9 protein-coding genes are annotated in these 12,297 nt (G+C 46.3%); 3 read left to right on the top strand and 6 right to left on the bottom strand.

The genetic code is table 11. The annotated features are described in order from the left end of the window. Window positions 1–229 precede the first annotated feature (229 nt). The 3 genes from parC (at window position 230) to EP13_RS02130 (ending at window position 5,308) form a co-directional block, all read left to right on the top strand. On the top strand, window positions 230–2,515 hold the full coding sequence (parC, locus tag EP13_RS02120; protein ID WP_044055763.1) for a DNA topoisomerase IV subunit A: 2,286 nt from the start codon (window positions 230–232) through the stop codon (window positions 2,513–2,515). Window positions 2,516–2,607: 92 nt separating this feature from the next. Continuing rightward, on the top strand, window positions 2,608–3,147 hold the full coding sequence (locus EP13_RS02125) for a heme NO-binding domain-containing protein (protein ID WP_044055765.1): 540 nt from the start codon (window positions 2,608–2,610) through the stop codon (window positions 3,145–3,147). Between the two features lie 7 nt (window positions 3,148–3,154). Continuing rightward, the gene (locus tag EP13_RS02130; RefSeq protein ID WP_044055766.1) at window positions 3,155–5,308 is read left to right on the top strand and encodes a putative bifunctional diguanylate cyclase/phosphodiesterase; all 2,154 of its coding nucleotides are present in this window, start codon (window positions 3,155–3,157) and stop codon (window positions 5,306–5,308) included. Between the two features lie 69 nt (window positions 5,309–5,377). Here EP13_RS02130 and EP13_RS02135 read toward each other — a convergent pair whose 3' ends face one another. From EP13_RS02135 to EP13_RS02160, 6 genes are all read right to left on the bottom strand, one after another. Further along, the gene (locus tag EP13_RS02135) at window positions 5,378–6,184 is read right to left on the bottom strand and encodes a DUF1338 domain-containing protein (RefSeq protein ID WP_044055767.1); all 807 of its coding nucleotides are present in this window, start codon (window positions 6,182–6,184) and stop codon (window positions 5,378–5,380) included. A gap of 20 nt (window positions 6,185–6,204) precedes the next feature. Next, window positions 6,205–7,674: a succinylglutamate-semialdehyde dehydrogenase gene (astD, locus tag EP13_RS02140; RefSeq protein WP_044055768.1), complete on the bottom strand. Its 1,470-nt coding sequence runs from the start codon at window positions 7,672–7,674 to the stop codon at window positions 6,205–6,207. Between the two features lie 15 nt (window positions 7,675–7,689). Next, window positions 7,690–8,727 (bottom strand): arginine N-succinyltransferase, encoded by a 1,038-nt coding sequence (gene astA, locus EP13_RS02145; protein ID WP_044055769.1) that lies wholly within the window; start codon window positions 8,725–8,727, stop codon window positions 7,690–7,692. A gap of 25 nt (window positions 8,728–8,752) precedes the next feature. Next, window positions 8,753–9,961 (bottom strand): aspartate aminotransferase family protein, encoded by a 1,209-nt coding sequence (locus tag EP13_RS02150; protein WP_044055770.1) that lies wholly within the window; start codon window positions 9,959–9,961, stop codon window positions 8,753–8,755. 322 nt (window positions 9,962–10,283) lie between these two features. Beyond that, complete coding sequence (locus tag EP13_RS02155; RefSeq protein ID WP_044055771.1) at window positions 10,284–11,447, bottom strand: HDOD domain-containing protein; 1,164 nt, start codon at window positions 11,445–11,447, stop codon at window positions 10,284–10,286. Between the two features lie 266 nt (window positions 11,448–11,713). Then, entirely contained in the window at window positions 11,714–12,292 is a 579-nt protein-coding gene (locus EP13_RS02160) for an anthranilate synthase component II (protein ID WP_044055772.1), read from the bottom strand. Between the last annotated feature and the right edge of the window lie 5 nt (window positions 12,293–12,297).

The raw sequence follows: 12,297 nt of genomic DNA on the forward strand, positions 1-12,297 counted from the left end.
GTATTAAACCACTTCATTACAGAATGTACAAAGGGTGCGCAAAATCATGGCGTACACGCGCATCACGGGTGAGTGTTATTGCACAAGTCTTCGCTTTACCTCACAATACAAAAGCAGTACCGCGATGAAGGGGTGCTTGCAGTGTGCTAATTTGGCTTCTTCTCATTACACCGCTCGTTAACTAGACGGTTAACGTTCGATAGTACAAATAACAAAACGAAAAATTATCATGAGCGACGAGATCATAATAAACCGCGACGGTGTTGAACAGCTTCCCTTGAGGCGGTTCACCGAAGATGCGTACCTGAATTATTCCATGTATGTCATTATGGACAGAGCCCTGCCACATATCGCAGATGGCTTAAAGCCGGTGCAACGACGTATTATTTACGCCATGTCCGATTTAGGATTAAGCGCAAACGCGAAATACAAAAAATCGGCTCGTACCGTGGGTGATGTCCTCGGTAAGTTTCACCCTCATGGTGACTCTGCCTGTTATGAAGCGATGGTGCTCATGGCTCAGCCATTTTCCTACCGTTACCCGCTGGTGGATGGGCAAGGGAACTGGGGCGCGCCTGACGACCCAAAATCGTTTGCGGCCATGCGATATACGGAAGCAAAGTTATCACGCTTCTCAGAAGTACTACTTAATGAGTTAGGGCAAGGCACAGTCGACTGGGTCCCAAACTTTGATGGCACCCTGCAAGAACCTAGCATGCTCCCTGCACGCCTACCGCACATTTTATTAAATGGCGTTACTGGCATTGCAGTGGGAATGGCAACCGATATCCCGCCGCATAATGTGAGAGAATTAGCGAACGCCTGTGCTTTATTGCTAGATAACAGTAAAGCGGATTTACAGGATGTGCTCGAACACGTAAACGGGCCCGATTACCCCACAGAAGCTGAGGTGATTACCCCTAAATCTGATATTCGCAAATTGTACGAGACCGGACGAGGGTCTATCAAAATGCGCGCGGTCTTTCATGAAGAAAGCGGCGATATCATTGTAACTGCTTTACCTCACCAAGCGTCCGGCGCCAAAATACTTGAACAAATTGCTGCGCAAATGCAGGCTAAAAAGCTTCCCATGGTGAGCGATTTACGGGATGAATCAGACCATGAAAACCCCACACGTTTGGTGATAACGCCACGCTCTAATCGGGTCGACACTGCGCAACTCATGCAGCACTTGTTTGCTACCACAGATCTTGAAAAGAATTATCGTGTGAATTTAAACATGATAGGCCTAGATGGACGGCCTAAGGTTAAAGATTTACGTACTATTTTAAGTGAATGGCTGCAATACCGAAAAGAAACGGTCACCCGCCGCCTACAGTATCGATTAGACAAAGTGCTGGCACGACTACATATTTTAGAAGGTTTACTCATTGCCTTTTTGAATATCGATGAAGTAATTGAGATTATTCGCACTTACGATAAGCCCAAACCTGAATTGATGCAGCGTTTTTCGTTAAGCGACAAACAAGCGGAAGCCATTTTAGAGTTAAAGCTACGTCATTTAGCCAAGCTGGAAGAAATTAAAATTCGTGGTGAGCAAGATGAACTTGCCGCAGAGCGGGATAAGTTACAAACCTTATTAGGGTCTGATCGCCGATTAAAAACCTTGATCAAAAAAGAAATTCTAGCCGATGCCGAGAATTATGGTGACGATAGGCGCTCGCCTATTGTAGAACGTAGCGAAGCCAAAGCGCTTTCAGAAAAAGAGTTGGTACCTGCCGAATCTGTAACTGTGGTGCTGTCGGAAAAAGGGTGGGCACGATGTGCGAAAGGCCATGATATTGATGCCGAAGGATTAAGCTATAAAGCCGGAGATGGCTTTCTTTCCAGTGCCGAAGGGAAAAGTAATCAGCCCGCCGTATTTATGGATACGTCAGGGCGAACTTTTGCGTGTGATGCCCATGGGTTGCCCTCTGCTAGAAGTCAGGGAGAACCTTTGACTGGTCGCTTTGCTATTGTAGGAGGCGAGTCGTTTGAGCATGTGATTATGGCCGCAGATGACGACAAGTTCCTGCTGGGCTCAGATGCAGGTTATGGTTTTGTGGGTACCTTCAAAGACATGATAAGTAAGAACAAAGCGGGTAAAGCCTACTTGTCATTGCCTTCAGGGGCAAAGGTGATGAAACCACAACCGGTCACAAATTTAGAAAAAGACTGGTGTTTGACCATTTCAAATGAAGGCCGCATGTTGTTATTCCCATTAAAAGACCTGCCGAGTCTAGGCAAAGGGAAGGGTAATAAACTAATGAGTATTCCTTCAGCAAAAGCGCAAAGCCGCGAAGAGTATGTAAAGGTACTGTCTATTGTTCCTGACGGCGCATCACTGAAAATTTCAGCGGGTAAGCGCAATATGACGCTAACGTTTGATGATCTTACCCATTATCAAGGAGAGCGAGGACGAAGAGGTAATAAACTCCCTCGGGGTTTGCAACGGGTAGACAGCATTGAAATTGAAAACAGCACAGGTACGTCAGACAGTGAGCCATTAAGTTAAGTTTGGCTTAGCCTTTCGGCGAATAAGCTCACTTTTAAGTTGTTGTTGCGCTTACCTGAACTACACTTTCTACTCAGCCATAAGGAGTTGATATGTTAGGGATCGTTTTTACTTCGTTAATTGATATGCTTGAAGACAAGGTGTCGCCAGAATTTGCTGACGAAGTTATTGTAGAAGCCAATCTCACTAATGACGGTGCCTACACCGCGGTGGGCTACTACCCGTTTGAAGAAATGCAAAAAATAGTCGGTATTTTGGTACAGAAAACCGGTAAGTCGGCCAATGACTTACTTAGGGATTTCGGTTACTACTTGTTCGGGAAACTGTCTACTGTGCATGGTGATGTGCTAGCCGGTGCAGATGATGTGCTGCATATGCTTGAGTATTTAGATGGTGATATTCACGTTCAGGTAAGAAAGCTTTACCCTGACGCTGATTTGCCTCGTTTTACCGTTATATCCCGTACCGACTCTACAATGCGCCTGCGTTATTATTCAGAACGTGAGCTTTATCCTCTGGCTGAAGGCCTTATGGATGGAGCTGCCCATTATTTTGATTGCGAGCTTGAGCGGGAGACTCATCAACTCGACACACCACACACCTATGAATTTAGTCTAAAGGTTATTTCGTAGGTGCGTGGTGACTCATTCCCCTCAAGATTGGCAAGCACAACTCGCGCTACTTGAACGGCGGTTAAAGCGAGAAAAAGCTGGGCGCATTAACGCAGAGCAATTACTTTCTGAAAAATCGTCACGGCTTTATCGTGCGCTAAAGCAAAGCCAACAGGAACAAAAAAATCTAGAGCTTGCATTATGGGCGTCTCAAGAGTCATTTTGGCAATGGCAAGCAGATACCGACATGATGGATATCCGCGCGTTTTCATTGCATGCCGATTCAGTGTCGACATGGTCTGGCACTCTCATCGACTTAATGTCCCGAGTTCACGAGGACGACTTAGAGAGTTTACAGTTTCATTGGTCAATGGCACTGCATGGGAATAGAGATAAAATTGAGTTGTCTTTTCGGCTCAACGTTCAACAAGGCTATCAATGGGTCCGTCTAAGAGGGAGAGTGCTTGATAGAGGAAGCGCAGGAGAGGCGTTGCGCATTGTTGGCACAACAAAAGACATTACTCAGCAACGTAAAGCCGAACAATCTTTCCATTTAATGGCCTCTGCGTTTGCCAGCTCCAGAGAACCCATGCTGGTTTTGTCATCCGCCTTGCTGATTACCGAATGTAATGAAGCCTTTATTCGGCTGATAGAAGCCCCTGTTAAAGACGCCTGCCTGGGCCTAAATTTTAACGAGCTTCTAAGTGCGAAAAGGGTGGAGCAAAAAAATTTAGCAGCGCATAAGCAGTTGCGGTTCGAATCTCAAGTGACCACCCTCGCGAAACAGGAAATTCCCGTCGATGTCTCTATCGCCCTTTTTGAAACTTACATGCAAACGTCTTCATACCTCATTGCAACTATGCGAGATATAAGTGATAGAAAGCAAAACGAGGATAGACTAAAGCAGTTAGCGCTATATGACGACCTTACAGGCTTAAGCAATCGTAACGCCCTTCGTGGGTATATAGAAGACATTTACGAAGGGCAATCGTCATTCATATTGGTATTCATTGACCTCGATGGGTTTAAGGCAATTAATGACACCGCTGGGCATGAAAAGGGTGACAATGAATTACAGCGTGTTGCCAGCTTACTGATACATTCATTCGGTCAAACCGGTAAAGTGGGACGGTGGGGAGGCGATGAATTTATTGCAGTATTGCCAGATACTGACATTGCCCAAGCAATACAAATTGCCAATTCGTTAATACAGAAGATTGAAGCGAAAGTCATACCTGTTCATCAAACTGAGTTGATACTCTCGGCGAGTATTGGTGTGGCGCACTCTTTAGAGCATGGAGACAGTGTGGAAAGCTTGATACAGTGCGCTGATGCAGCCATGTATCAAGCGAAAAAGCTGGGGAAAGGTCAAGTTTTCATTTATAAAGAAGGCCTCTATGAAAGCATGACGCAGCAAGTGAGCATGGTCAACGATTTGCGTCGGGCCACAGAAAACCACCTGCTAGATTACTATGTCCAAGGAAAATACGACCTTAACGGCAAGCTTAAAGGAGGGGAAGTATTATGCAGGTGGATATCTGGGCTTCATGGCATTATTTCGCCCGCGGTATTTATCCCTCTTGCTGAGGAGCATAATTTAGATCATCTCATTGGACTGCAAGCATTGGAAGCTGCGTGCGACTATATCTCAATGATGGAATCGCAACAGGGGACGGCGGTCCCCTTATCCATCAATATCAGCGTAAACCAGATGCTTGACCCCGATTTCCCTCCACAAGCGAAAGCCATATGCAAAGCCAGTGACGTTTACCCTTCCATGATTGAATTAGAATTAACAGAGTCGATATTTATACGAGATGAGCGCGCCGCTGTTCAGTCGCTTAACAGTTTGCGGGACGCTGGCTTTAGGTTGTCACTAGACGACTTCGGCAGTGGATTTTCATCACTGAGTTACTTGCGAAGCTTCCAATTTGAAGTGGTCAAAGTGGACAGAAGTTTAGTAAAAGATATCCATCAAAACAGTAAAGCTCATGCGCTTTTCACTGGGCTAGTGGCCATGCTAAGCAGCTTAGAGATTGAAATTGTGGTTGAAGGTGTTGAGCAAGAATCTTACCTTCCTTTTATGAAAGAAGCTGACATAGGTTTAATGCAGGGGTTTTACTTTGACAAGCCAATGCCCTACGACCAATTTCTTGCCAAACATAATGTGGAATTTGCTTAGGCATCTACGGCAGAAAACGGCGTCATTCAATGATAATCCAAAGCGCGATTACGCGCTTTGGATTTTGGCTTATTTCGTGTTGGTACTTTCGAAAATTTTGTCTGCGGAGGCGGCGACAAAACCTTGGTAGCGTTCACCATTGGGCATGGTGTAACGCTGAGCAAACTCATAAAAACAGCTGGGAATGACGGCCGCTGCATCACTGAAGGCCACTTCAGCTTTGTCTGCCATTGTTGAGGATTGCGCTAAATATACCTCAGGGCCGCCCTTTATTTCACCGCCAGCACTGTTTAACACAAAGCCCGCCGACTTAAGCTGTTCATTCACGTCGCTCAAGGTGTCGATGTGATTCAAGTGGTTAACACTCACGGTAAAGTGATTGGCTCTAAATCCCCATGCAGCAAGCCACGCGGCATATTCCGACTCGTCCAATAAGATATCATAGTCTTCTTTGCTGATTGCCCAGTGGCGACCAGAATAGAGAAAATTATCGGCATGTACGGCATCCGCGTCCATAGCGTCAACGAGACGTTCAATAATGGTTTGTGCTTTTTCTGAAAGCTCATTAACTCTCAGCTCGCTGATAAAAACCTTAGGCTGGGTGTCATCAGGATGCTCAAAATGTTTGGCGCTAAGCTTTTTCGCCTCAAAGTTGTAGTCGCCTTTTTCTTCGTAACCTAATGCGAGAAAGTGTGCAGCTAACGTATTTAAACGGGTTTTATCCAGCGCAAAAGTTCGAAAGGCGACATGGTCGTTAACAATCTCTCGCGCTTCTTTTTCACCCGCTAACAGGGCATGAATCTTATGCGCAGATGGCGTAATAGATACGTAGTCTTGCCACAAATGCGCAAACAAGCTATCAATATTAGTGTGCATTGGCGCTTCTCCTTCTCCGTTTACAAAGATAAACCTGGGCTAAGTTTGCCGGGTAACGTCACTTTATCTAATTCAACAGACGCCACAGGGTAAGCACAGTAGTCTGCTGCATAGAAAGCGCTAGCACGATGATTGCCGCTGTCTCCCACGCCGCCGAAAGGTGCGGCACTGCTGGCGCCGGTAATAGGGCGATTCCAATTGACAATTCCTGCTCGAATTCGAGCAAAGAAATAGTGGTAATCTTCTTCACTGTCAGCAAGCAAACCTGCTGATAAGCCAAAGCTGGTATTATTTGCTTCGCGAATAGCGTCATCAAAGTCGGTATAGCGAATCACTTTTAGCAGCGGGCCAAAATGCTCTTCATCCGGTAATGACGCCAATATATCTGTGACATCAATAATGCCTGGGGTAGCAAAGCCTTTTTCTTCATCTGGCTGAGTAAGCTCTAGCAGCACGTTGGCGCCAAGGCCAACCAATTGAGACTGGGCATTTACCATGCCTTTTGCTGCATTCGCCGAAATCATGGCACCCATGAAAGGTTGCTCTTGAGCATCATAGTCACCCATTTTAATGTTTTTGGTAACATCAATAAGGCGGGCTAACAATGCGTCACCTTGCTGCCCCGCAGGGATAAACAATCGTCGTGCACAGGTACAGCGCTGACCTGAGGTAATAAAAGCAGACTGCACGATGTCATGAACTGCCGCATCTGTATCGGCAACACCCTTAACGATGAGTGGATTGTTCCCTCCCATTTCGAGGGCGAGAATTTTGCCGGGGTGCCCAGCAAATTGCTCGTGCAGTATTTTTCCTGTACGTGAACTCCCCGTAAAGAACAATCCATCTATGTCATTGTGAGAGGCCAAAGCCTTGCCAGTCTCAACTTCACCCTGAACCAAATTCAAAACGCCAGCAGGCAGGTTAGCTGCCGCCCATAACTTAACCATCTCTTGTGCCACCATAGGTGTGAGATCGCTAGGCTTAAACACCACGGTGTTGCCTGCAATTAATGCCGGTACTATGTGGCCATTAGGAAGATGCCCAGGGAAGTTGTATGGACCGAATACTGCCACAACGCCGTGGGGTTTATGGCGAATAAAGGCTTTACCTACAGGCATGGGGTTCTCAACATTTCCAGTACGCTCAAAATAAGCCTTCTCGGAAATACCAATTTTACCCATCATGGCGCCTACTTCTGTGGCAGTTTCCCATTCAGGCTTACCGGTTTCTTGTGCCATCACTTTTGCGAGGTATTCTTTGTTTTCGGCGAGTTTTTCACCATAAGCTTTAATAATGGTAAGGCGGGCTTCTACCGACATCATGCTCCACTGAGGTAACGCATTGCGAGCTGCGTTAATCGCTGCATCAATTTGCGCTGATGTGGCGGATTTACCCTGCCAAATCGAGACGTTTTTTGCTGGGTCTATAGATGAAAGTTCGTGACCTTCACCGGCTACCCATTCGCCATTAATAAAATGTGTGTGAAGCATGAGGGTGTCCTTTGATTAGTCTCTGAATTTTACTGGGGCAAAGCGAATATACTCGCCTTCGCTTACATTAAGCGCTGCCGCGGCCTGGCGGGTCAATACTGCCACTTGCTGTTCTTCGCTTACGGCCATTTCGGTGGCAACCGCGCGAAAATCAGCAACAGAGGTGTTTATAATATAGTGGGTTTGCCCTTGTGCCGCCGTGGCGTCATCAATCACTATGGGCAACTTAAGGCTTGATTGGGCCGTTCTAATGTGGCTTAAATTAGCTTCTACCGTTGGGCCTGCATCGAAAATGTCCACATAGCCTCTACAGCTAAAGCCTTCTTCTTCCAATAACTGCAATGCCGGGCGGGTTTTGGTATGTACTTGACCAATAACTGCCTGCGCTTCTTTGCTCAACAGATTGACGTATATCGGGTATTTCGGCATAAGCTCAGCAATAAATACCTTATTTCCGATACCAGTTAAGTAGTCTGCGGTGGGAAAATCCATGGAGAAAAAATGGGTTTCTAGCCATTCCCAAAAGGGAGAACGCCCTTTTTCATCGCTGACGCCTCGCATTTCAGCAATGACGGTTTCAGAAAATCTTGTTCTGTGTTCCATCATAAACAGAAAGCGAACTTTAGATAAAAATCGCCCATTAATCCCGCCGCGCGCTTTTTCCCGTAAAAACAGTGTGCAAATTTCTGTAACGCCAGTGTAGTCGTTACAGAAAGTAAGAATTTCCACGGTATTGTGGATATTCAATTCCCGCGAAGCGTGCACCACTTTACTTAAATGATAATGGTAAAACGCGTCCTCAATACCCACAGCGGCTTCAATGCCGGTAGTGCCAACCACTTCTTGAGTGGCGCTGTCTTCCATAACAAAAAGGTACGATTCGTCACCAGGTGCAGTAACACTTTTTTTATTAAATGCGTGCTCTGCTCTGGTAATTTTGCGTTGTAACAGTTCCTCGTTCACTGGGAGCGAGGTAAAGCCGATACCCGACTCTACCGCGATATCGTGGAGAGCCTGGTAGTCGGTTTGTTTGATTGGGCGAATGACATTCATGTTCGCTTGCTCGCTAGTGATGGCGTTATTCAGCGTTTACAACCGCTGCTACTGCACGCTCGAAGCGCGCTAAACCTTCTTTGATATCTTCATCTGGGATAACAAGAGAAGGCGCGAAACGGATGACGTTAGCACCTGCCACTAAACACATGAGGTGCTCCTGAGTGGCGGCCATCATGAAGTCGCGTGCTCGGCCTTGATATTTCTCATTAAGCGCGCAGCCCAATAACATACCTTGACCTCGAACTTCCTCAAAAACAGCGTATTTTTCGTTAATCGCACTAATATATTCTCTAAACAGCGCCTCTTTTTTCACTACGCCTTCAAGTACTTCTGGCTGATTAACAATGTCTAATGCGCGCTCTGCTACAGCACATGCCAAAGGGTTTCCGCCATAGGTACTGCCATGGGTGCCTGCTTTCAGGTGCGCGGCGATGTCAGTGGTGGTTAACATGGCACCAATAGGGAAGCCGCCACCAAGGGATTTGGCTGTGGTTAGAATATCCGGCGTCACGCCTAACCCCATGTATGCGTATAAGTGCCCCGTACGGCCAACGCCCGATTGCACTTCATCAAAAATGAGCAACGCGTTATGTTTGTCACATAGTGCACGTACGCCTTTAACGAAGTCGGCATCGGGTAATATAATGCCCCCTTCACCTTGTAGCGGTTCCATCATTACAGCGCAGGTATCGTCTGAAATTAATGCTTCAAAAGCGGCCAAATCATTATAGTCGCAATGATCTACAGCACCGGGCTTAGGACCAAATCCATCAGAGTAGGCGGCTTGTCCACCTACGGTAACAGTAAAGAATGTGCGTCCGTGGAAGCCTTTGTTAAATGCGATAATCTGGTTTTTATTTTCACCATGTTTATCGAGTGCCCAACGGCGAGCCAGTTTCAAGGCAGCTTCATTGGCTTCTGCGCCAGAGTTGGCGAAATACACCTTATCGGCAAACGTGGCGTTAACCAATTTGCTGGCTAAACGAAGTGACGGCTCGTTGGTGAATACGTTGCTTAGGTGCCAAAGTTTTTCACCTTGTTCCTTAAGTGCACTCACCAGTTCTGGATGACAGTGGCCTAGCACGTTGACTGCAATGCCGCCTGCAAAGTCGATATACTCCGCACCATCCTGATCCCAGACGCGAGAGCCTTCACCGCGAACAGGCACCATACCAGCGGGGTTATAATTGGGCACCATCACATCATCAAACGTTGCGCGAGTTACTTTCATCTGTGTTACCTCTGCATTAGGCGCCTTTAGTCAAGAGTAGGAAAAGGCGCAAAAAATAATCGGAATTGCGGGTTAGTATGACATTTATTGTACCAAATGTCTTGTTTGAAAAGGGCTGCAGCCCTTTATTTATAAGGACTGTGGCTTATTTTGCAGGAAAAGTGAATAACTATTTAATGCTAAACCATACTCTTTAGGAATAGCTTGGTACCGCCGGTGAACACGCCGTTATGCGAGGGGATAATAAGGGAGAAAAGAGGGCGGCATGCATCTAGTCAGGGTTAAAAGTTTGCTGCTCAGATGCATGAATATCCAATAAAATTTAACTAAATTCTTCTTCTTTTGACATCGGAAGGGTGAAAATATCAACAGATTTTAGTTTTTCCAGCGCGCGCTCTGGGTAATTCTGCGCCTTAAATACCGGTTTTACATCGGCAATACTAACGAGCTTAGTGGAATGGAGCATTCTCACCTTTGTATAGGTACGTGCTTGTTCCAGTATATTGTGCAGGCTGCCCTGTTCTGCGGGTAAATTATCAGCACAGTTGCGCATAGCGTTACCTAAAAACAAACGTTTCAGCATCATGTGCTCAAGCATATCAGCAGCGACTTTGTCAGCGAACTCTTCCTGTAAAGCAATGAGATAGTTTGCTGAGGGCGCTATTTTTAATAATGCTTCATGGCGCTGGCGTTCTTTGTCTCTTTGGCTTTCTTGCAGTAGATGTAGGTGCACCTTGTCGAACAACTTGAAATACAAACGTATGATAGCGCAGCGGCCGAGTTGGCTTAGCATGCCGAAGGCAAAGGCATCATGGGCGCGCACTTTGTATAAGGGGGCGATATGTTTTGCAGTGACTGCTGTTCCCTGACTGTATTGCGTCAATTTCAATTTAATACAAGGAAAGGGATCGGTAATTTGCGGCATGGCTCGCTTAACCACTAGCGAGGGAATAAGAAGCCGAAGGTTTTCGATACCGAGAAAACTTAATGCGGTACGAAGGGTTTCAACCACAATGGTGCGCCCTTTTGAATCGCGACGTCTAAATTGTGGTGTATTCACCACTTGAATAAGCTCGTCGTAAAGCCAAGGTTGGCTGGCTGCTAAGGGCTCTAATTTCGAGATGGAAGCCGCTCGAACAGAAAGCGCATCTAACAAGGTGCCTGTGTCGTCACCTAAATTAAGCACATTCGAAAATAATTCATCCGGAAAACTTAGCTGCTCGGTTAATTCGCTAAGCACTACCTCGTGTAAGTAGTGGCTCACGCTATCAATATAAGATGCTTCAGACAACGCCTGTAAGCGCTTGTTTTCGATAGCAACCTTTTCAACATGTAAAAGTTGGCGCCGCGCGTCGCCCTGTTCTGATTGTTCAAAACTAATTTCGCCGGGCATCCGTTTACCCAGCAGTTTTATTGCGCGCTCTGGAGAAATGAGAAGGTTCTCGAACCGTTCCTCGACGGAAATCGGCGCTGACGGCATCGTCATATTGAAAAAGCTCCTGCTTCGATGTTGCTCATGCGTCTGTGCACGGTTGACGTACATTCAACTCACCTTTGTCTCATTATAGGTTCACGAAAATAGGCGGTTAATGCACTGGTTTCGATATCAACACTGATATCTATAAAAAGTAAACAAAAACAACCGGAAATGCGAATTTAGCGCGTAATTTTTTATCGGCAGGATAGCGCACAACTTAATGCATTAATTTATCGGAAATGACACCAGGGTATGTTCAGCTAATACGAATACACCTAGGTGGCCTCAAGAAAGTGCTTTAGCACGGCGTGACCATATTCGGTTAATAAGGACTCTGGGTGATATTGTACCCCCCAGATTGGCAGCGTCTTATGGGATAAGGCCATAATTTCTCGTTCACCATCTTCCGTTAAGCACCACGCATCTACCGATAAACAATCAGGGAATGTCCCGGGGGCTAAGACCAATGAGTGGTAGCGGGTGACAGAGAAATCGCCTGGCAGGCCTTTAAATAACCCCGTTTGCCTGTGATATAAGCGAGACACCTTGCCATGCTTAATTTCCTTCGCCCCCGTGACCGTTGCGCCAAACACCTGGCCAATCGCTTGATGCCCCAAACACACCCCTAAAATAGGCGTACGCCCCTGAAAGTGTGCAATCACATCTAAGCTAATTCCAGATTCGTTGGGCGTACAGGGGCCAGGAGAGATAACAATATGGCTAGGCGATAAGGCTTCTATATCAGCAAGGTTGAGGGCATTGTTGCGCTCAACCTTGACGTCAATGCCAAGTTCTCGAAAGTACCTGGCTAGGTTATGTGTAAATGAATCGAAGTTATCTATTAAAAGCAACAAGAGCG

The organism is Alteromonas australica (assembly GCF_000730385.1).
In the GTDB taxonomy this organism is placed as follows: domain Bacteria; phylum Pseudomonadota; class Gammaproteobacteria; order Enterobacterales; family Alteromonadaceae; genus Alteromonas; species Alteromonas australica.

Coding starts and splice junctions, on each gene's coding strand:
- parC (WP_044055763.1), top strand. CDS start 230: ATGAGCGACGAGATCATAATAAACCGCGACGGTGTTGAACAGCTTCCC.
- EP13_RS02125 (WP_044055765.1), top strand. CDS start 2,608: ATGTTAGGGATCGTTTTTACTTCGTTAATTGATATGCTTGAAGACAAG.
- EP13_RS02135 (WP_044055767.1), bottom strand. CDS start 6,184: ATGCACACTAATATTGATAGCTTGTTTGCGCATTTGTGGCAAGACTAC.
- astD (WP_044055768.1), bottom strand. CDS start 7,674: ATGCTTCACACACATTTTATTAATGGCGAATGGGTAGCCGGTGAAGGT.
- astA (WP_044055769.1), bottom strand. CDS start 8,727: ATGAATGTCATTCGCCCAATCAAACAAACCGACTACCAGGCTCTCCAC.
- EP13_RS02150 (WP_044055770.1), bottom strand. CDS start 9,961: ATGAAAGTAACTCGCGCAACGTTTGATGATGTGATGGTGCCCAATTAT.
- EP13_RS02155 (WP_044055771.1), bottom strand. CDS start 11,447: ATGACGATGCCGTCAGCGCCGATTTCCGTCGAGGAACGGTTCGAGAAC.